Genomic DNA, 18,364 nt, shown 5'->3' on the forward strand with positions numbered 1-18,364 from the left:
CCCTTGAAGATCGCGATCATCGGAGCGGGCAGCGGGTACATGCCCGGCGTCATCCGGGGTGTCCTGCACCGCGCCGCCGACCTCGCCGGAACCGAACTGGCCTGCCACGACATCGACGCCGCGCACCTGGAGGTCATGACCCGGCTGGCCACGCGCATGTTCGCCGCGCGCGGAGCCGACGTCCCGGTCAGCGTCCACCACGACCTCAAGTCGGCGGTGAGCGGCGCGGACTTCGTGTTCACCACCTTCCGGCCCGGCGGCCTGGAGGCCCGGCACCTCGACGAGTCGATCCCGCTCGCGCACGGCGTCGTCGGGCAGGAGACCGCGGGCCCCGGCGGGTTCCTGATGGCGCTGCGGTCGGTCCCCGTCCTGCTGGAGGTCGCCGAACACGCCGGGGACGCCTGGATCGTCAACTACACCAACCCCACCAACATCGTCACCGACGCCGTCACCCGCCACACCGGCGCCCGCGTCATCGGACTGTGCGACCAGAACATCGGCGACACCGAGATGTGGGCCGAGCTGCTGGACCTGCCGTTCGACCGCCTGGAGGCCGACTGGACCGGCCTCAACCACGCCACCTGGTGCGAACGCCTCCGCCTCGACGGCCGCGAGCTCGACCTCCCCCGCCTCCTGGACGACCTGGAGATCCCCGGCGGCGGCGCCACCCCCTGGCGCGACCCCGCCCGCATGGCCGAGCTCGCCAAGGCCCTCGGCTTCCTGCCCAACTCCTACGCCAAGTACTACTTCTTCCACGACGAGGTCGTCGCCGAGCTCCGCGCCAAGGGCACCACCCGCGCCCAGGACATCCAGGCCATGCTGCCCGCCTACTACGACCAGGTCACCGCCGAGTCGTTCAGGGACGACCCCGACCCCAGCCGGGAACGCGGCGGCGGCGAGCACGGCGAGTTCGCCGTCGACGTCATCTGCGCCGTCGCCCGCGACGAGGGCCGCCGCATGATCGTCAACACCCGCAACAACGGCGCGATCGCCTCCCTGGACCCCGACGCGATCGTCGAGGTCCCCGCGATCGTCGGCCGCTCCGGCCCCGTCCCGCTCACCATGGGCGAGCTCCCCCGCCCCGTGCGCGGCCTCACCCGCGCCATCCACGAGTACGAGCGCCTCGCCGCCGACGCCGCGGTCACCGGCTCCCGCCGCACCGCCCTCCAGGCGCTGATGGCGCACCCGTTCGTCCGCTCCAAGCACACCGCCGAGAAGATCCTGGACGAGGGCCTGGCCGCCCACCGCGCCCACCTGCCCCAGTTCGGCTGAGCGAGTCGGCTGAACGAGGAGGCAACGCCGGCCGTACCAACCGACGTGACGGCACCCTGCTCCTACCGCCTCGACCTCGGCGTCTACGCCCTCGGCGCGCTCCCCGGGCCCGAGGCCGCGGTGCTGCGCGCCCATCTGGCCGGCTGCCCCGACTGCCGCGCCGAGCTGGACGGGTTCCGGCGCGTCACCGCCCTGGTCCGGACAGCACGAAGCGCCGGTCCCCGTCCGAGGACCGGCGCTCCGACCAGGCTCATCGGCGCCTGCGCCGCAAGAGGACCAGCGCCGTGAGCGCCACCACCGCCACGGCGCCCGCCACCACCACGCGCTGGTCGAGCTGACCGGGGCCGCCGTCCCCGTCCGGCACCGTCACCATCGACCGGACCGTCCGCACGACCTGGTCGGCCTCCTCTTTCAGCCGTTCCTTGCCGCGGTCGACCACGTTGCGGGGGTTGACCCGGTCGGCGAGTTCGTCGATCGTGCGCGCCAGCTCCTGGCGAGTGCGCTCGATCTCCCGCTCCAGCGCCTCCGGATCACGGGACCTGTCAGCCATTCGAACTTCCTTGTCGCTCAGCGCCGCATGATCCGCACCAGTGTGGCAGGTCTCGGCGGCGAACGCCCGCGCCACCCCAGCCGGTACGGTGGACACCGACCACCGGAACGAAAGGCGGAACTGGTGTCCGAGCGACTGGAGCCCGGCGACATCGCCCCGGAATTCGAGCTTCCCGACGCCGACGGCAACCCCGTCTCCCTGGCGTCCCTGCGCGGCAAACGGGTGATCCTCTACTTCTACCCGGCGGCGATGACGCCCGGCTGCACCAAGGAGTCGGTCGACTTCCAGAGCAGCCTGCCCGACCTGGAACCGCACGGCGTCACGGTGGTCGGCATCTCCCCCGACAAGCCCGGGAAGCTGGCCAGGTTCCGCGACAAGGAGGGCCTGACCTTCCCGCTGCTGTCCGACCCCGACGCCAAGGTCCTCCAGGCGTACGGCGCCTACGGCGAGAAGAAGCTGTACGGCAAGGTCGTGGTGGGCGTCATCCGCTCGACGTTCATCATCGACGCCGAGGGCAGGGTCGAGAAGGCGTACTACAACGTGAAGGCCACCGGCCACGTCGAGCGCCTCCGCCGCGACCTGTCCCTGTGACCTGACGGACCGCTGGCCGGAACCGGCCCGCCCCGGCCACGGGGCGGGCCGTTTCGCGTCATGCGGCCGGGACCTTCAGCGGAAGGAGCGGCGGTAGGCGGCCGGGGTGGTGCGCAGGGCGGTGTGGAAGCGGCGCCGGAGGTTGACCGCCGAGGAGAGGCCGACGCGGGTGGCGATGGTCTCCACGGGCAGGTCGGTCTCCTCCAGCAGGGCGCGGGTGGCGGCCAGGCGGCGTTCCAGCAGCCAGCGGGCGGGCGGGACGCCGAGCTGCTCGGTGAACTGGCGGGTCAGGGTGCGGCGCGAGACGCCCGAGCGGGCGGCCATGTCCTCCACGGTGATCGGGTCGGCCAGGCGCGACAGGAGCCATTCGAGCAGGGGCGCCAGGGAGTCCGGCATGGGGCCGGCGGTGGGGAGCGGAGGGTACTGGCGCTGGCAGCCCTCGCGGTGCGGACCGGCGGCGAGCTGGCGGCCGATGCGCATGGCGTGGGCCGCGCCGTGCTCCTGGAGGACCTGGTGGAGGCAGAGGTCGAGGGTGGCGGCCGAGGCCCCGGCGGTGGCGACGTCGCCGTGGTCGACGTAGATGACGGTGTCGTCGGGGATGACGCGGGGGTGGCGGGCGGCGAGCTCGCCGGAGAGCTCCCAGTGGACGGAGGCGCGGCGGCCGTCCAGCAGGCCCAGGGCGGCGGGGATGAAGATCCCGGCGCAGACGGCGACGACGCGGGCGCCCCGGGCGTGGGCCCTGGACACCGCGCGGAGCACGGCGGGCGAGGGGGCGAGGGTCCAGCCCGCGACGAGCACGGTGTCGGCGTCGTCGAGGGCTTCCAGGCCGCTGTCCACCCGGACGGGGGCGCCGAGGGTGGTGGGCAGGGAGCCGGGGCGTTCGGCGCACAGGCTGAAGCTGTAGTGCTGGGGGATGTCGGGGCCGTGGTAGCCGAAGACGGCCGAGGCGGAGGTGACCGGGTAGAACTCCTGGTTCTCGGCGACCAGGGCGACCACGCGATGCGGTCCGGAGGGCGCGGGGGGCACCGGCGGGCAGTCCACGAGCATGGCCCAAATGTACTTAATGATGTCTTTTGGGACACCGGCGCTCTGATCTGGAAAAACCCAGAATCGGAGCCCATGTGGACGAGGAGCTTCACCCTCTACTTCGGGGCCCGCACGATCTCGCTGCTCGGCGACGCGATGATGCCCGTCGCCTCGGCGCTGGCGATCGGCGGAGTCCACGGGATCGCGGGCGTCGGCTACGTGCTGGCGCTCTGGACCGCGTCGGCCGTGCTGGTCATGGTGTTCGGCGGGGTCGTCGCCGACCGGATCGGCGCCCGGCGCCTGATGATCGGCGCGGACGCGGTCCGGGTCGTCACCCAGGGGGTCGTGGCCGTCGCGTTCCTGGACGGCGCTCCGCCGTACGCCCTGCTGCTGGCGATGGCGTGCCTGTCGGGGGTGGCCGCCGGGGTGTTCGAACCGTGCGTCAACGGCATGGTCCCCCTGGTCGCCGGGGATCCGCAGCGGGCCAACGCGACGCTGAAGATCGCCGAGGCGGTCACCCAGCTCACCGGCCCCGCCCTGGCCGGGGTCCTCATCGTCGCCGCCGGACCGGTCGTCGTCTACTCGGTGGACGCCGCGACGTTCCTGGTCAGCGGGGTGTGCCTGCTGCTGCTCCGGGTCGCCGCCCCCAGGCCGGAGCCCTCCGACACGCTGAGCGACCTGCGCCGGGGCTGGCAGGAGTTCAGGGCCCGGAGCTGGATGTGGTCGGTCATCCTGGTCTGGGTGTTCTGGGGCGTCCTCGTGATCGGGCCGTCCGTGCCGCTGTCCTCGCAGGTCATCGGGGCCGACTACGGCTGGGTGATGGCGGCGCTCGGCCTCGGCACCGTGCTGGGCGGGCTGGTGGCGATCAGGGTCCGGCCGCGCAGGCCGCTGGCGGCCGGGGCGATGGCGCTGAGCGGGTACGCGGCGGTGCCGCTGACGGTCGCGCTCGACCTGCCGCTGCCACCGCTGATGGCCGGGCACCTGCTCGGGGGCTGCGCGCTGGCGTTCTGGTCGGTGATGTGGTCGACCAGCGTGCAGACGCAGATCCCGCCGGACGTGGTGAACCGGGTCAACGCCTACCAGGTGGCCGGTTCGGTCGCGGGCATGGCGGTCGGGCAGGCGCTCGCCGGCCCGGCCACCACGCTGGTCGAACCGCGCGCCTTCCTGCTGGGCTCGGCCCTGGTGACGGCCGGCGTGGCGGCGGCCCTGCTGCTGATCGGACCGGTCCGACGCCTGAACCGCGAACCGGCCCCGGACACCCCCGGAACGGAACTCCCCCTGACCGGGCCGGTGGGTGTGGTGCGGACGGGGGGACTCGAACCCCCACGGTGTTTCCACCAATAGGACCTAAACCTATCGCGTATGCCCGATTTCGCCACGTCCGCGCATCTCGTCCAGGTTCTCTGGATATCGGAGACCGAGATCAGCTTAGCGCCCCTGTCCGGGTCGGCGGGATCGACTTTCCCCCGTGGCGAGGGGGTTGTGGGCCGTGTCGCCACTATGTGAAAACCGGCCTCCCCCGGGGGCTCTACAGGGCGGGGGCGGCGGCTTACGCTGGATGGGTCCGCTCGAAGAGGGGGGCGGAGCGCAGGGCACCGGTAACTGACGCAGGTGGGGCCACGGTGAACGACGCGTTCACTCATCGCGTGCTGTCGTACAGGGGAATGGACGAGTTCCTGGGTGCGGCCGTGCCGTTTCTGTCCGGTGGCGTGGCCGAGGGGGACCATGTGGTCGCCGTGGCCAAGCTCGCGAACCGGACGCTGCTCCAGGAGGCGCTCGGGGACGCGGCCGAGAAGGTCGAGTTCGTGGACGCCGTGGAGTGGTACGACCATCCCGCGCGGCGGCTGGCCGACTGCCTGACCGACGCCGAGCGGGCGCAGCGGGAGGGCCGGCGGCTGCGGGTCCTGGGCGATCCCGGCGAGTGGGCCCGGCGGGACCCCGCCGAGGTGGTGGAGTGGCAGCGGATCGAGGCGCTGTCGAACGTGGCGTTGCGGGGCACCGGCGCGTTCGTGCTGTGCCCGTACGCGCGGTCGCTGCCCAGCGGGGTCGTCGCGGCGGGACGCAGGACGCATCCGGAGACCGTGACCGGGGCGGCGAACCCGTCGTATGTCGATCCGTGGGAGTTCAGCCGGCGGTGCGACAGCGGGCCGTTGCCGGAGCCTCCGGAGGACGCCGAGGTCATGCCGGTCGAGACGCCCGACCTGTACTGGCTGCGGATGTACGTCGGCTACCACGCGAAGGCGTGGGGGATGCCCGAGGACGACGTGCAGCGCCTGCTGGTGGCGGTCACCGAGGTCATGACCAACGCCGTGCGGCACGGCAAGCCGCCGTACGAGCTGCGGATGTGGGTGGACGGCGGTGACGTGGTCACCGAGGTCGCCGACGGCGGGAGGTGGGCGGACGGGGCGTCGTTCGGGCTGCTGCCGCCGCGTCCGGCGGGGCGTTTCGGGTTGTGGGCGGTCCGGTTGCTGTGCTCGGCGCTACAGATCCGTACGGGTGACGACGGTTCGATCGTGCGGCTGCGGCTCCGGCTGCCGGCGGTGCCCGCCGTTCCGGTGAACACAGGGTGAGGGACTCCATGCGTTGGGCTTCCAATTCATCGCGCGCGGCGTACTCTGGTCGGACCCGCACCCACGTTGATGGGCACGACATGGAACCCACCTGGTTCGACAAGCGGCCGGTCGGCGAGGTCCGCCCCGGAGACCACGCCTGGCTGGCCTATGGCACTCCCGAGGAGCGCGACCGTGTGATCGGGGCGTTCGTGGCGGACGCGTTGCGCACCGAGGAGAAGGTCGTCTACGTCACCGACGCGCCGCCGGAGCGGCTGCCCGGTCTGACCGGTCCCCGCACCAGGCTGGACCTGTGCACCTACACCGCGTCGGGCCAGTTGCGCGTGATCCCGCGGTCGCGGGCGTGCCTGGACGACGGTGGCCGGTTCGATCCCCAGCGGATGCTGGAGACGCTGAACACCGAGGTCGAACGGGCCTTCGACGAGGGGTTCCGCGCGGTGCGGCTGACCACCGACCACAGCTGGCTGATGCGCGAGCCCGGACGGAGCGACCTGCACCGGGTGCTGGGATGTGAGCACCAGGTGGGCGACGCGGTCTCGCCGAGCACCATGGCGATGGCGATCTGCCAGGTGGACCGCAGGCTGTGCCCGCCCGACCAGCTGGCGGCCCTGCGCGACACGCACGAGGTCCTGGTGGAAGTGAACCCCGAGTTCGACGACGGCATCCTGCGCATCACCCGCACCTTCGAGCCGCACGGCCTGCGGATCGAGGGCGAGCTGGACGCGGCGCGGCACTCGGTGTTCGCCCAGCAGCTGTCGCTGGTGGCCCACGGGCGGCGCCGCGTCCACCTGGACTTCTCCCGGCTGGGGTTCATCGACCTGGGCACGCTGAACCTGCTGGCCGAGCACGCCACCGGACTGGACGAGCGGGACGCGCTGGTGCTGGACAACCTCCCGCCGGATGTGGAGAACGTGATCGAGATGGTGGGCTGGCACCGCCTGCCCGGACTGGCGCGCGGCCGCAGCGGCGCGGCGGACGGCCCCATCCCCGGACCGGAGGGCGTGGCCTGATGGCGTTGAGACGACACGGCCTGGAGCACAGGGCGTTCCTGTACAGCGGTGTCGAGAACTTCCTGAGCACCACGGTGCCGTTCCTGGTCAAGGGGTTGGAGGCCGACGACGCCGTGGTCGCGGTGGTGCGCAGGCCGAACCTCGACGCGTTGCGCGACGTGCTGGGCCCGGACGGCGACGTCGGCTTCTACGACTCCGCCGAGTTCTACGACCATCCGGTGCGGACGTTGAAGCGTTATCTGGAGCTGGTCGACGGCATGCGGCCCCGGCGGGTGGTGGCGCTGGCCGAGCCGGTGTGGCACTGGACCGACCAGCGGCAGACGCTGGAGTGGGCGCGCTACGAGTCGTTGATCAACAAGGTGTTCGCGGATTCGGGGGCGCGGGCGCTGTGCCCCTATGACCGCGACGGGCTGTCGTCGGCGGTGCTCGACTTCGCGCGCCACACCCATCCGGTGCTGTTCGACGGGCGGATCGACCACGAGAACGACCGGTACATGGACCCGCAGGTGTTCGGCGCGGGCTGCGACGTGGGGCGCCGGTTCGAGGGGCGTCCGGACACGGCGGAGTACATGGCGGTCCACGACGAGGATCTGCATCCGCTGCGGGTGTTCGTGGGCAAGCACGCCGAGGCGCACGGGCTGGACCGGCAGCAGGCGCAGAACCTGGTGACCGCCGCGAACGAGGTCGCCGCCAACGCGTTGCAGCACGGTGTCCCCCCGATGGGGGTGTGGGTGTGGCGGGACGGCGACGAGCTGGTCTGCGAGGTGGGCGACAACGGGTTCTGGCAGCCGAGTCCGCTGATCGGGTTCATCCCGCCCGAGTCGGCGCGGGAGCGCGGGTTCGGGTTGTGGACGGTCCGGTTGCTGGTGGACCTGATGGAGCTGCGGGCCGGTTGGGACGGAACGTTCGTGCGCCTGCACGTGTCCCGCTGATCCCGTGATGACGGGGGCCGGGCACGCCGTGGGCCGTCCGGGCGGATGAGGCCGTGATGGACGACCTGCTGGAGTCGCTGTGGTCGGTGGAGCGGCCGGTGAGCGAGCTGCGCCCCGGCGACCACGCGTGGCTGTGCTACGAGACGCCCGAGGAGCAGTCCTTCGTCACGGGTCCGTTCGTGGACGAGGGGCTGGCGCGCGGGCATCGGGTGATCTGCCTGGCCGAACGGGCCGGCGGGCCCGTTCCGGGGCTGGGGTGGCCGCCGGCCGGGGGCGCGGTGCCGAGGGTGGTCGCGCTGGCGGACCTGCCGGGTCCGGTGGGACCGGCGGTGGTGCTGGAGGCCCTCGCCAAGGAGATCACGCTGGCGGAGGAGCAGGGCTGCCCGGTGGTGCGGGTGACGGCCGACATGACGTGGGCGTTGCGCGCGCCGGGCGGGCTGGAGGAGCTGCTGGCGTGTGAGCGGCGGATGGAGGGCGAGGTCGGGCCGAGCACGATGGTGATGGCGGTCTGCCAGTTCGACCGGCGGCGGTGCGGGGCCGAGGAGCTGTCGCGGCTGTTCACCACGCACAGCGTGCGGGTGGTGCCGGATCCGGTGTTCGACGATCCGGTGCTGCGGATCGCGCGGACGTTCCGGCCGCGGGGGCTGGCGCTGGCGGGCGAGCTGGACGCGTCGCGGCACACGCGGCTGGACGAGGCGCTGTGCCGGGTGATGGAGGCCGGCCACGGCGACGTCCACCTGAACATGTCGGGCCTGCGGTTCATCGATCTGGGCGCGCTGAACCTGCTGGCCGAACGCGCGGCCGAGCGCCCGGCGGCGGTGTCGTCGCTGGTGCTGGACCGGATCCCGGCGCAGTTGTTCTCGGTGGTGGAGCGGGTGGGCTGGCACATGCTGCCGGGCCTGCGGCTGGGCCACCCGTCCTGACGTCGGGCCCGGTCAGTCGAGGGCGGCGACGAAGCGTTCGGCCTCGGCGCGGGTCATGCCGGTCTCGGCGCGCACGAGCGCGACGGCGGAGGCGTGGTCCTCGACCGCCTTGAACGCCCGGACCCGTTCCGACAGGGGCATGTCCGGCGCCCGGTGCTCCGGCGACGCCTCCCCGGCCAGGACGTGCGGCGCGGACTCCTTCTGCTGCTGGAGGAGGGCGTCCACGTAGCGCTTGGCGTCCTTGAGGGGCAGGCCCGTGTCCTCGCGGACCGCCTTGACGGCGTGGATCATCTTGCCCTCCAGGGCGAAGACGAGGGCCCGCCGGCGGGTGTGCGGCGGGACGCGGGGCCCCAGGTCGGCGAGCCAGGCGGGCCACTCGCGGCGTGCCCGGTCGGCGTCCCTGCGCGCCAGCAGGGAGTACAGCGCCATCAGCCCGCCGAGCACCGCGACGACGGCGCAGGCCGCGAGGATCGCCTCCATCCCCGGGGGCCTACCGCTCCGGGGAGGAGTGGGCGGCCAGCGCCTGGGGGATCAGCTCGGCCAGGGCGCGGAACGCCCGCCCGCGGTGGCTGATGGCGTCCTTCTCCTCGGCGGTCAGCTCCGCGCTGGTGCGGGTCCCGCCGTCGGGCAGGAAGATCGGGTCGTAGCCGAAGCCGCCGGAGCCGCGCGGGGCCTCGATGATGCGGCCGTACATGCGGCCCTCCACCACGTGCTCGGGGCCGCCGGGCACCACCAGCGCGGCGGCGCAGACGAAGTGGGCGCCGCGGTGCTCGGCGGGGACGTCGGCGAGCTGGTCGAGGACGAGCTCCAGGTTGGCGCGGTCCTTGTCGCCGGAGGCGTCGCCGAAGCGGCCGGACCAGCGGGCCGACAGCACGCCGGGCATGGCGTTGAGGGCGTCCACGCACAGGCCCGAGTCGTCGGCGACGGCGGGCAGGCCGGTGTGGGCGGCGATGGCGCGGGCCTTCAGCAGGGCGTTGCCCTCGAACGTCAGCTCGGTCTCGGGGACGTCGGGGGCGCCCGGGTAGGCGTCCAGCCCGACGACCTCGATGGCGTCGAGGATCCGGCGCAGCTCGATGATCTTGCCGTTGTTGCGGGTCGCCAGGACGATCGTGCTCACCGCGCCAGGGCCTCCTTCTGGAGGCGGGTCAGCTCGGCGCAGCCCGCGGCGGCCAGGTCCAGCAGCGCGTCCAGCTCGGCGCGGTCGAACGGGGCGCCCTCGGCGGTGCCCTGCACCTCCACGAAGCGGCCGTCGCCGGTGCAGACCACGTTCATGTCGGTCTCGGCGACCGAGTCCTCCAGGTAGGCGAGGTCGAGGCGGGGCTCGCCCTCGACGACGCCGACGCTGACGGCGGCGATCGAGGTGGTGAGCGGGTCCCGCTTGACCAGCTTGCGGTCGCGCATCCAGGACACGGCGTCGGCGAGCGCGACGTAGGCGCCGGTGATCGCGGCGGTGCGGGTGCCGCCGTCGGCCTGGAGCACGTCGCAGTCGAGCTGGACGGTGTTCTCCCCGAGCGCCTTGAGGTCCACGCAGGCCCGCAGGGAGCGGCCGATCAGCCGGGAGATCTCGTGGGTGCGCCCGCCGATGCGGCCCTTGACGGCCTCGCGGTCGTTGCGGGTGTTGGTGGCGCGCGGCAGCATCGCGTACTCGGCGGTGATCCAGCCCAGGCCGCTGTCCCGGCGCCAGCGCGGCACCGAGTCGGTCACGGACGCGGCGCACAGCACCCGCGTGCCGCCGAACTCGATCAGCACCGAGCCCTCGGCGTGGTCGAGCCAGCCCCGTTGGATGCGGACGGGCCGGAGCTGGTCGGGTGCGCGATCGTCAGGACGTGCCATGCCCCAAGCCTAGTGCCCCCGGCGGGCGGGCGCCGTCCACCGTCCGGTGGACCGGGAGGTCACAGGTCGTAGACCGCGCCGACATGGGCCCGGTCGATGGGGCCGTCGTAGCCGCTGCCCTTGGCCTCGGTCAGGGAGCGGTCGGCGTCGTTCCACGGCACCAGGTGGGTCAGCACCAGCCGGCCGACGTCGGCGCGGGCGGCGTGCTCGCCGGCCTCGCGGGCGGTCAGGTGCAGGTCGGGCGGGTTGCCCGGTCCCTCCAGGAACGACGCCTCGCACAGGAACAGGTCCGCGCCTCGGGCGACCTTCACCAGCTCGTCGGCGGGCCCGGTGTCGCCGGAGTAGGCCAGCACCCTGCCGTCGTGCTCGACGCGGAACGCGAACGCCTCCACCGGATGCGGCATCAGCGACGTGGTGATCCGGAACGGTCCCAGCTCGAACGTCCGCTCCAGCTCCCGGAAGTCGAACGTGTTCGTCATGCCCGGCTCGGGGTCCAGGTCGTAGGCGCGCGCCATCCGCGCGGCCGTGCCCGTCGGCCCGTACACCGGCAGCCTCGGCAGCGGCCCGGTCGGGCAGTAGGTCCGCGCGACCCAGTACCCGCACAGGTCCAGGCAGTGGTCGGCGTGCAGGTGCGAGACGCACACCGCGTCGATCTCGTACAGCGACGCGTGCTGCTGCAACGTGCCGAGCGCGCCGTTGCCCAGATCGATGACCAGGGAGTAGCCCTCGGCCTGGACCAGGTAGCTGGACGCGGGGCTGTCCGGCCCCGGATAGCTGCCGGAGCAGCCGATCACTGTGACCCGCACGCTCACTCCTCCTCTTCCGTCCCCCGAGGGCTCAGACGGTCAGCGCCGTGCCGCTCGACGGCGCGCCCGTGGTCTCCACCGCACCGATCTCCGGTCCCAGGAACCGGCGGCCGAGCGCGGCGAACACCTCGGGGTCCCCGGTCACGCGGAAGCGGCGCTCGGGCGGCGTGGCGTCCCCGGCCCGGGCCAGTCCCCGGTCGTGCAGCACTCGGTACACATCCTTGGCGGTCTCGTCGGCGCTTGAGACCAGTGTGACCCCGTCTCCGACGACATACGAGATGACGCCGGTCAGCAATGGGTAGTGCGTGCAGCCGAGGATGAGCGTGTCGCATCCGGCGGCCACGACGGGCTCCAGGTAACCGCGGGCGACCTCCATCACCTCGTCCCCACCGGTCACCCCCGCCTCCACGAACGGCACGAACCGCGGGCAGGCCACGCTGACCAGCTCGATGTGGGGGGCGGCGGCGAACGCGTCCTCGTAGGCGCGGCTGGTCACGGTGGCCTGGGTGGCGATGAGGCCGACCCTCCCGTTGGCGGTGGCGCGGGCGGCCCGCCGCGTCGCCGGGTTGATCACCTCGACGACGGGGACGTCATAGCGTTCGCGGGCGTCGCGCAGCATCGCCGAGCTGGCGCTGTTGCAGGCGATCACCAGCATCTTCACACCCTGGTCCACCAGCTCGTCCAGCATCTCCAGCGCGAACGCCCGCACCTCCGCGATCGGCCGCGGCCCGTAGGGCTGGCGCGCCGAGTCCCCCAGGTACACCACGGACTCGTGCGGGAGCTGGTCGATGATCGCGCGGGCCACGGTCAGTCCGCCGAAGCCGCTGTCGAAGATGCCGATGGGCGCGTCCGGAGACGTCGGGGTGGGAAGTGGCATGGTCCCCAAGGCTAGGCGAGATCGACTGTCGACAAGACGTCATGCGCCCAACATCACACGCTCACACGCGTGAAACCCGCCACCGTCACGGGATTCCCGGCGCGTCAGGCGCCGCCCCGGCCGAGCCGGGCGATCTGCCGGGACTGGGCGACCAGGCGGCCGGCGGAGTCCCACACCTCGACCTCCTCGTCGAACCAGCCGTCGGCGACCATGCGGCCCGAGCCGTGCAGGGCCAGCCAGCCGGGGGCCGGGAGGGCGCGCAGGTGCCAGGTGAGCTCGACGGTCGGGGACCAGCCGCGCGCCCCGGCGTTGAGGGCGACCGGCGGCATCGCGTCCACGGCCAGCGCCAGGGCGAACGGGTCGGGCGCGTAGCCGTCGCGCAGCCGGAACCAGCCGCGCAGCTCGGGGCGTCCGCTGGGCGCGCCGTCCAGCCAGCCCATCGTGGCCTTGTCGAAGCGCAGGTCGATGTGCTGGGCGAAGCCGTTCTGGCTCTGGCCGCCGGCGAAGTCCAGGCACTCCTCGACGGGCGGGAGCTCCGGGGCGGGCGGCGCGCCGAGGTAGGCCGGGGCGGCGTCCGGGTCCAGCGTCCCCAGGGTGATCAGCGCGTCCACCACCGGCCGGTCCCCCTGCACCAGGGACACCAGCGCGGTGGCGGCGGTCCGGCCGGCCTTGCGGACGTCCACGTGGATCTCGGCGCGGCCGGGCTGGGCGACGCGCAGGAAGTGCGTGGCGGTGGAGATCGGGTGGGCGTGCGGGCAGGCGTCCACGGCGGCGCGGGCGAGCACGGCCATCAGGTACCCGCCGTTGATCGCCTCGGCGAACCCGAAGTCGGGGTCCAAATCGATCTCGTAGCGGCCCTCGCCCACCCGCGCGACGGCGGTCGCGTCCCCGAACCCGGCCATGCGGCACTCCCCACCCTTACTAGAATCCCGTTCGAGAACGAACTGTACCCGGATGCGCGAACCGCGCGCCGCGCCGGGTTCGGCGCGACGCGCGGTCTGGGCGCGGGAGAACGGGGATCAGGCCCAGAGCTGGCCTTCCAGCCGCTCCTCGGCCTCTTCCAGGGTGCCGTCGTAGGCGCCGGTGGACAGGTACTTCCAGCCCCCGTCGGCGACCACGAACGCGATGTCGGCGCGCTCCCCCGCCTTCACCGCCTTGGCCGCCATGCCCAGCGCGGCGTGCAGCGCCCCGCCGGTGGAGACGCCCGCGAAGATCCCCTCCCGTTCGAGGAGCTCGCGGGTGCGGCGCAGCGCGTCGTGCGAGCCGACCGAGAACCGGGTCGTCAGCACCGAGTCGTCGTACAGCTCCGGAACGAAGCCCTCGTCGATGTTGCGCAGGCCGTAGACCAGCTCGCCGTACCGGGGCTCGGCGGCCACGATCTTGATGTCGGGCCGCTGCTCCCGCAGGTAGCGGCCGACCCCCATCAACGTGCCCGTCGTGCCGAGGCCCGCGACGAAATGGGTGATCGTCGGCAGGTCCGCCAGCAGCTCGGGGCCGGTCGTCTCGTAGTGGGCGCGGGCGTTGGCCTCGTTGCCGTACTGGTAGAGCATCACCCAGTCGGGGTTCTCGGCCGCCAGCCGCTTGGCCACCCGCACCGCCTCGTTGGAGCCGCCCGCCGCCGGCGAGGAGATGATCTCCGCTCCCCACATCCGCAGGAGCTGGCGGCGTTCGGCCGAGGTGTTCTCCGGCATCACGCAGACCATCCGGTAGCCGCGCAGCTTGGCCGCCATGGCCATGGAGATGCCGGTGTTGCCCGAGGTGGGCTCCAGGATGGTGCTGCCGGACGACAGCAGCCCGTCCTTCTCCGCCTGCTCGATCATGTACAGGGCGGGGCGGTCCTTCACGGACCCGGTCGGGTTGCGGTCCTCCAGCTTGGCCCACAGCCGCACCTCGGGGCTCGGCGACAGCCGGGGCAGGCCGACCAGGGGCGTGCGCCCCAGCGAGTCCAGCAGATTGTCGAAACGCATGGCACGGACGTCCGACGCTCAGCCGCCGGCGACGGCCGGGAGGATGGTGACGTTGTCACCATCGGAGACCTGCGTCTCCAGGCCGCCGAGGAAGCGCACGTCCTCGTCGTTGAGGTACACGTTGACGAACTTGCGCAGGCCCTTGTCGTCGACCAGGCGGCCGCGCAGACCCGGGTGGCGCACGTCCAGGTCGGCGAACAGCTCGTCCAGGGTCGAGCCCTTGCCCTCGACCGACTTGGCGCCGTCGGTGAGGTTGCGCAGGATGGTGGGGATGCTGACCTTGATGGCCATGGCGGTTTTCTCCTAGAAGCTGGGGTCGTACGGCTCCCCGCCCACGCGGCACGGCAGGCGGGGCGTGGGGATCTCTCGGGCAGGGGGAAGTCGCGCGTCAGCGACAGTCGTAGACGACCTCGGCGCGCGTGTGCCCGAACAGGAAGCTCTGTACGGGAGAAAGCCGAACGGGGCGAGCACCGCGCACGGCGCGCGTCCAGCCCTCGTTCCTCGACATGACCATCAGTTTACCGACCCGGTCGTCAGTGGGAATCGACCACGGTGACCTCTTCCTCGGTCACCTCGCCGTCCACGATCCGGAACGAGCGGAACTCCGCCTTCTCCGGGTCCCGCGTGGACACCAGCACGTAGTGCGCGTTCGGCTCGGAGGCGTAGGAGATGTCGGTGCGCGAGGGGTAGGCCTCGGTGGCGGTGTGCGAGTGGTAGATCACCACCGGCTCCTCGTCGCGGTCGTCCATCTCCCGCCACACCTTCAGCTGCTCCAGCGAGTCGAAGCGGTAGAAGGTCGGGGAGCGCTCGGCGTTGGTCATCGCCACGTACCGGACGGGACGGTCCGAGCCGATCGGGCCGGCGATGATCCCGCAGGCCTCGTCGGGGTGGTCGGCGCGCGCATGCGCGACGATCTTGTCGACCAGGGCACGTTCGATCGTCAGCATGCCCGCAGGCTACCCGGCGCGCCCGGAACCCCCTCCGGGGGCTCACCCCGACTCAGCGCCAGCTTCTGGGGGGCGACCCCCAGACCCCCGCACCCGACCCGAACACCCTCCTCCGTCGGACGTTCGAATCGGGTCAGCGGAGCTTCAACCGCGTCCGGATGCGTGTCCCGGCGTCCACGCCGCGGAACCCGATGCCGCCGCCCGAGCCCTTTCCGGTGCGGATCTCCACGATGTGGCACAGCCGCCGCACCGCCCACATCGCCGCCTCGACCTGCTGGTGGGCGCGTGGCGGCAGGTGGCCCAGGAACCGGTCGGCCAGGTGCCCGGACGGGTCGGTGACGTCGCAGACCAGGTCGCCCTCCTCCGACCACACCCACACCGCGCCGTGCCCGCCGCCCTCCCGGATGATCAGGGTGGCGACCTCGTTGACGGCCAGCACGAACGGCAGGACGCGTTCGGGCGCCAGGTCCAGCCGCCGGGCCTCGGCCTCCAGGAACGTCCGCAGCCCCGGCAGCTCCCCGCTGGCGAACGCCCGGCGCGCGGCCGTCAGCGGCGGCGGGTCGAGCGGGACGGCGTTGCACTCGGCGTAGAAGTCGGCGGGGTCGGTGAAGCGGGGGCTGGCGCGCAGGCCGCCCTCGTCGAGGAGTTCGGGATGGGTGCGCAGCGCGCCCTCGACGATCCCGGCGGGCAGCGCGGCGTCGTAGAGGCACAGGAACGCCGAGGGGGTGCCCGCCATGATCTCGTTGAGCAGCGCCTCGTGCCGCAGCCACTCGCGGACCTCCAGCTCGCCGCGGCCCTCCCAGACCGGCTCGGCCAGCACCCGCAGCCGCCCGTGCGGCCACCAGTGCTCGCGGGCCCGCTCGTGGTAGGCCGACATGGTCTGCACCGGGCCGGTGAACCACGCGGCGGAGTCGTGGAACTCGATCGGCGCGGCGGACTCCGCGCCGAGCTGGCCGCGCACCAGGTCCGCGACGGCGGGCGAGGCGATCACCACGGTGGCGTCGCCGACCATCAGCCCGGCCCGCAGCCACCCGACGGCGACCTTGGTCAGCTCCTCCCCGGTCCGGTACACCAGCGCCTGGTGCGTCAGGACGTCGCGGCCCCGGCTCGCGCGGGCGGCCGGCGCCGCCCCGCCGCCCGTCTCGGGGTCGGTCATCGCCGCACCCCCTCCCGGTAGATGTCGGGCATCGAGTCCCAGCCGGAGATCCGCAGCATCAGGTTCAGGTAGTCGGGCACGCCGCGCAGGATGACCTGCCGGTGCACGCCGCCGGACCGGCCCGCGCCGATCAGGGTGCGCAGCCCCTCCATGTCGCAGAACTCCAGGCCGGACAGGTCCAGGCAGAAGTGCGAGGCGCGGGCGGCCATGCGTTCCAGCGCGTCGCCGACGGCCTGGACGGTGGACTCGTCGACCGCGCCGTCCAGCGCCAGGCCCGGCGGGGTGAACAGCGGTGTGATCCGCAGCACCCCGTCGTCGTACAGGTCGTCCACCCGCACCCGCCCGCCGTGGCAGAGCTCCAGCTCCTCCAGCTGCGTCCGGCTGAACCAGCGGCTGTCGTACTGGCACAGCGCCATCGCCTTGATGCCGGGCGACTGGAACGCCGCCTGGCAGCGCTGCTCGAAGTCGGCGAACCGGTCGGTGCCGGGCCAGCCGCGCAGGCTGAACGACGTCTCCCCGCTGATCCGCACCCCCGCGTAGCCCTGCACCAGCGCCACCTCGATCTCGGTGGCCAGCAGCGCCACGGTCTCGTCGGGGTCGAACCGGCCGGTCGCCATGAACGCGTCGACGATCGGCCGGATCGCCAGCCGCCCCTCGGCGACGGCGGCGTCCAGGTCCAGCCGTTCGGTGCCGGGCACCCACGCGCCCGCGATCCCGTCGCCGAGCCGCCGCAGCACGGCGCCGGCGTCGTCCTCGTCCGCCAGGTAGATGATCTTGTGGTGGAGGGCCAGGCCGTCCCGGATGTAGGCGCCGAGGATGGCGTAGCGCTCGGGGTCGTTGTCGAACGTCAGGCACAGGTGGTCGCCGAACGTCACCTCGCTGACCGGTTTGGCCCCGCCCCGCGAGGTCGCGGACCCGTGGGGGCGGCCGTCGGCGGCGGGGGTCACCGCGCCCCCTCCTCGATCTCCACCCCCGGCGTCCGGTGCAGGTCGGCCGCGCGCAGCCGCGCCAGGACCGCGCCGGACACGCCGCGCAGCAGCACCTGGCGCCGGATGCCGCCCTGGACCCCCTTGCCGACCACCAGCCGCAGGCCCTCCTCGTCGGCCTCGTCCAGGGCGGACAGGTCCACGCAGACGAGCCCGGCGGTGCGGGGCAGCGAGTCCAGGGCGCGCTCCAGGGCGGTGTGGCCGTCGGGGGTGAGCGTCCCGGCCAGGCCCAGGCCGGGCGGGCCGAACAGCGGCACGACGCGGAACGCCCCGTCGTCGTGCAGCGGGTCGGGGCGGACCCGGTCCACGTGGTGGGCCTCCAGGCGGTCCAGGCGTTCGGCGTCGAACCAGCGGCGGTCGTACTGGCAGATCGCCATCGCGTTGACCCGCGAGGTGCGGAACACCTCGTCGATCTTGCGTTCGAACTCGGCGAAGCGTTCGGTGCCGGGCCAGCCGCGCAGGCTGAACGTCTCCTCGCCGGTGACCCGCACGCCCTTGTAGCCCTGCACCAGCGCCATCTCGATCTCGGTGGCGAACAGCCCGATGATCTCGTCGGGGTCGAACCGACCGGTGGCCAGGTAGGCCTCCTCGGCGGTGCGCACCACGAACCGCCCGTCCTCCAGCGCCCGCACCAGGTCGGGGCCCAGTCCGGGCGCGGGGTCGAACCCCGCGTACCCGCCGGTCCCGGCCTCCCGGGCGCCCAGCCAGCCCAGCACGGTCTCCGGCGGGTCCTGGTCCGACAGGTAGATGATCTTGTGGTCGGCGGCCAGCCCGTCGCGGACGTAGGCGCGCAGCACGGCGAGGCGTTCGTCGTCGTTGTCGTAGGAGAGGCACAGGTGGTCGCCGAACTCCATCCGGCCGACCGGCCTGCCCTCGGCGGAAGCGGACATCGTGCCTCCCAGCGGCGCGCACGGCTAC

Annotated in this window: 22 protein-coding genes and 1 tRNA gene; 8 read left to right on the plus strand and 15 right to left on the minus strand. The window is 73.0% G+C overall.

The annotated features are described in order from the left end of the window. Positions 1-3 precede the first annotated feature (3 nt). Both HNR61_RS14375 and HNR61_RS14380 read left to right on the plus strand, forming a co-directional pair. Complete coding sequence (locus tag HNR61_RS14375; protein ID WP_182843624.1) at positions 4-1,272, plus strand: family 4 glycosyl hydrolase; 1,269 nt, start codon at positions 4-6, stop codon at positions 1,270-1,272. A gap of 45 nt (positions 1,273-1,317) precedes the next feature. After that, the gene (locus tag HNR61_RS14380) at positions 1,318-1,560 is read left to right on the plus strand and encodes an anti-sigma factor family protein (RefSeq protein ID WP_182843625.1); all 243 of its coding nucleotides are present in this window, start codon (positions 1,318-1,320) and stop codon (positions 1,558-1,560) included. Here HNR61_RS14380 and HNR61_RS14385 read toward each other — a convergent pair. Then, positions 1,523-1,822, minus strand: coding sequence for a DUF3618 domain-containing protein (locus tag HNR61_RS14385; protein WP_067817303.1), 300 nt, complete (start codon positions 1,820-1,822; stop codon positions 1,523-1,525). The genes HNR61_RS14380 and HNR61_RS14385 overlap by 38 nt on opposite strands. A 123-nt stretch (positions 1,823-1,945) precedes the next feature. On the opposite strand from HNR61_RS14385, the gene bcp reads away from it, so the two are divergent. Then, positions 1,946-2,413: a thioredoxin-dependent thiol peroxidase gene (gene bcp / locus HNR61_RS14390; protein WP_312897905.1), complete on the plus strand. Its 468-nt coding sequence runs from the start codon at positions 1,946-1,948 to the stop codon at positions 2,411-2,413. A gap of 75 nt (positions 2,414-2,488) precedes the next feature. Here bcp and HNR61_RS14395 read toward each other — a convergent pair whose 3' ends face one another. After that, positions 2,489-3,460 (minus strand): GlxA family transcriptional regulator, encoded by a 972-nt coding sequence (locus HNR61_RS14395; protein WP_182843627.1) that lies wholly within the window; start codon positions 3,458-3,460, stop codon positions 2,489-2,491. A 72-nt stretch (positions 3,461-3,532) separates the two neighbouring features. On the opposite strand from HNR61_RS14395, the gene HNR61_RS14400 reads away from it, so the two are divergent. Then, positions 3,533-4,783, plus strand: a complete 1,251-nt coding sequence (locus HNR61_RS14400; RefSeq protein WP_182843954.1) for an MFS transporter — start codon at positions 3,533-3,535, stop codon at positions 4,781-4,783. Here HNR61_RS14400 and HNR61_RS14405 read toward each other — a convergent pair. Next, positions 4,737-4,824, minus strand: a tRNA-Leu gene (locus HNR61_RS14405). The two genes, HNR61_RS14400 and HNR61_RS14405, sit on opposite strands and share 47 nt — an antisense overlap. A 261-nt stretch (positions 4,825-5,085) precedes the next feature. Between HNR61_RS14405 and HNR61_RS14410 the strand changes: the two genes are divergently transcribed. The 4 genes from HNR61_RS14410 to HNR61_RS14425 all read left to right on the plus strand — a co-directional run bounded on the left by HNR61_RS14410 (position 5,086) and on the right by HNR61_RS14425 (position 8,874). Further along, positions 5,086-6,009 (plus strand): anti-sigma factor RsbA family regulatory protein, encoded by a 924-nt coding sequence (locus HNR61_RS14410; RefSeq protein ID WP_312897906.1) that lies wholly within the window; start codon positions 5,086-5,088, stop codon positions 6,007-6,009. Between the two features lie 80 nt (positions 6,010-6,089). Next, positions 6,090-7,019: an MEDS and STAS domain-containing protein gene (locus HNR61_RS14415; protein WP_182843629.1), complete on the plus strand. Its 930-nt coding sequence runs from the start codon at positions 6,090-6,092 to the stop codon at positions 7,017-7,019. After that, positions 7,019-7,951, plus strand: a complete 933-nt coding sequence (locus HNR61_RS14420; protein WP_182843630.1) for an anti-sigma factor RsbA family regulatory protein — start codon at positions 7,019-7,021, stop codon at positions 7,949-7,951. Before HNR61_RS14415 ends, HNR61_RS14420 begins: the two co-directional genes overlap by 1 nt. 56 nt (positions 7,952-8,007) lie before the next feature. Then, a complete protein-coding gene (locus HNR61_RS14425) occupies positions 8,008-8,874 on the plus strand; it encodes an MEDS and STAS domain-containing protein (RefSeq protein WP_246442671.1) in 867 nt (288 codons plus the stop codon). Between the two features lie 12 nt (positions 8,875-8,886). Here HNR61_RS14425 and HNR61_RS14430 read toward each other — a convergent pair whose 3' ends face one another. From HNR61_RS14430 to HNR61_RS14485, 12 genes are all read right to left on the minus strand, one after another. Then, a complete protein-coding gene (locus HNR61_RS14430) occupies positions 8,887-9,354 on the minus strand; it encodes a hypothetical protein (protein WP_182843631.1) in 468 nt (155 codons plus the stop codon). Positions 9,355-9,364: 10 nt separating this feature from the next. After that, on the minus strand, positions 9,365-9,991 hold the full coding sequence (gene rdgB / locus HNR61_RS14435) for an RdgB/HAM1 family non-canonical purine NTP pyrophosphatase (protein ID WP_182843632.1): 627 nt from the start codon (positions 9,989-9,991) through the stop codon (positions 9,365-9,367). Beyond that, entirely contained in the window at positions 9,988-10,707 is a 720-nt protein-coding gene (gene rph, locus HNR61_RS14440) for a ribonuclease PH (protein WP_182843633.1), read from the minus strand. Before rph ends, rdgB begins: the two co-directional genes overlap by 4 nt. 59 nt (positions 10,708-10,766) lie before the next feature. Continuing rightward, a complete protein-coding gene (locus tag HNR61_RS14445; RefSeq protein ID WP_182843634.1) occupies positions 10,767-11,513 on the minus strand; it encodes an MBL fold metallo-hydrolase in 747 nt (248 codons plus the stop codon). Between the two features lie 31 nt (positions 11,514-11,544). Continuing rightward, complete coding sequence (gene murI, locus HNR61_RS14450) at positions 11,545-12,390, minus strand: glutamate racemase (RefSeq protein WP_182843635.1); 846 nt, start codon at positions 12,388-12,390, stop codon at positions 11,545-11,547. 104 nt (positions 12,391-12,494) lie between these two features. After that, positions 12,495-13,292: a thioesterase family protein gene (locus HNR61_RS14455; RefSeq protein WP_182843636.1), complete on the minus strand. Its 798-nt coding sequence runs from the start codon at positions 13,290-13,292 to the stop codon at positions 12,495-12,497. 117 nt (positions 13,293-13,409) lie between these two features. Continuing rightward, positions 13,410-14,357 carry a PLP-dependent cysteine synthase family protein gene (locus HNR61_RS14460; RefSeq protein ID WP_182843637.1) on the minus strand — a complete coding sequence of 316 codons (948 nt, stop codon included), beginning with the start codon at positions 14,355-14,357 and terminating at the stop codon, positions 13,410-13,412. 18 nt (positions 14,358-14,375) lie between these two features. After that, positions 14,376-14,648, minus strand: coding sequence for a MoaD/ThiS family protein (locus HNR61_RS14465; protein WP_182843638.1), 273 nt, complete (start codon positions 14,646-14,648; stop codon positions 14,376-14,378). A gap of 242 nt (positions 14,649-14,890) precedes the next feature. Continuing rightward, positions 14,891-15,304, minus strand: a complete 414-nt coding sequence (locus HNR61_RS14470) for a M67 family metallopeptidase (RefSeq protein WP_182843639.1) — start codon at positions 15,302-15,304, stop codon at positions 14,891-14,893. 133 nt (positions 15,305-15,437) lie between these two features. Then, positions 15,438-16,460, minus strand: a complete 1,023-nt coding sequence (locus HNR61_RS14475; protein ID WP_182843640.1) for an anti-sigma factor RsbA family regulatory protein — start codon at positions 16,458-16,460, stop codon at positions 15,438-15,440. Further along, a complete protein-coding gene (locus HNR61_RS14480) occupies positions 16,457-17,407 on the minus strand; it encodes an MEDS domain-containing protein (RefSeq protein ID WP_182843641.1) in 951 nt (316 codons plus the stop codon). The genes HNR61_RS14475 and HNR61_RS14480 overlap by 4 nt, the downstream gene beginning before the upstream one ends. Further along, entirely contained in the window at positions 17,404-18,336 is a 933-nt protein-coding gene (locus tag HNR61_RS14485; protein WP_182843642.1) for an MEDS domain-containing protein, read from the minus strand. The genes HNR61_RS14480 and HNR61_RS14485 overlap by 4 nt, the downstream gene beginning before the upstream one ends. Positions 18,337-18,364 lie beyond the last annotated feature (28 nt).

This window comes from Actinomadura kijaniata, from assembly GCF_014138665.1.
Classification (GTDB): domain Bacteria; phylum Actinomycetota; class Actinomycetes; order Streptosporangiales; family Streptosporangiaceae; genus Spirillospora; species Spirillospora kijaniata.

Excerpts from the sequence above, each read along its gene's own strand:
- HNR61_RS14385 (WP_067817303.1), bottom strand. The coding sequence starts at position 1,822 with ATGGCTGACAGGTCCCGTGATCCGGAGGCGCTGGAGCGGGAGATCGAG.
- HNR61_RS14395 (WP_182843627.1), bottom strand. The coding sequence starts at position 3,460 with ATGCTCGTGGACTGCCCGCCGGTGCCCCCCGCGCCCTCCGGACCGCAT.
- HNR61_RS14400 (WP_182843954.1), top strand. The coding sequence starts at position 3,533 with ATGTGGACGAGGAGCTTCACCCTCTACTTCGGGGCCCGCACGATCTCG.
- HNR61_RS14415 (WP_182843629.1), top strand. The coding sequence starts at position 6,090 with ATGGAACCCACCTGGTTCGACAAGCGGCCGGTCGGCGAGGTCCGCCCC.
- HNR61_RS14420 (WP_182843630.1), top strand. The coding sequence starts at position 7,019 with ATGGCGTTGAGACGACACGGCCTGGAGCACAGGGCGTTCCTGTACAGC.
- HNR61_RS14425 (WP_246442671.1), top strand. The coding sequence starts at position 8,008 with ATGGACGACCTGCTGGAGTCGCTGTGGTCGGTGGAGCGGCCGGTGAGC.
- HNR61_RS14430 (WP_182843631.1), bottom strand. The coding sequence starts at position 9,354 with ATGGAGGCGATCCTCGCGGCCTGCGCCGTCGTCGCGGTGCTCGGCGGG.
- rph (WP_182843633.1), bottom strand. The coding sequence starts at position 10,707 with ATGGCACGTCCTGACGATCGCGCACCCGACCAGCTCCGGCCCGTCCGC.
- murI (WP_182843635.1), bottom strand. The coding sequence starts at position 12,390 with ATGCCACTTCCCACCCCGACGTCTCCGGACGCGCCCATCGGCATCTTC.
- HNR61_RS14455 (WP_182843636.1), bottom strand. The coding sequence starts at position 13,292 with ATGGCCGGGTTCGGGGACGCGACCGCCGTCGCGCGGGTGGGCGAGGGC.
- HNR61_RS14460 (WP_182843637.1), bottom strand. The coding sequence starts at position 14,357 with ATGCGTTTCGACAATCTGCTGGACTCGCTGGGGCGCACGCCCCTGGTC.
- HNR61_RS14465 (WP_182843638.1), bottom strand. The coding sequence starts at position 14,648 with ATGGCCATCAAGGTCAGCATCCCCACCATCCTGCGCAACCTCACCGAC.
- HNR61_RS14470 (WP_182843639.1), bottom strand. The coding sequence starts at position 15,304 with ATGCTGACGATCGAACGTGCCCTGGTCGACAAGATCGTCGCGCATGCG.
- HNR61_RS14475 (WP_182843640.1), bottom strand. The coding sequence starts at position 16,460 with ATGACCGACCCCGAGACGGGCGGCGGGGCGGCGCCGGCCGCCCGCGCG.
- HNR61_RS14485 (WP_182843642.1), bottom strand. The coding sequence starts at position 18,336 with ATGTCCGCTTCCGCCGAGGGCAGGCCGGTCGGCCGGATGGAGTTCGGC.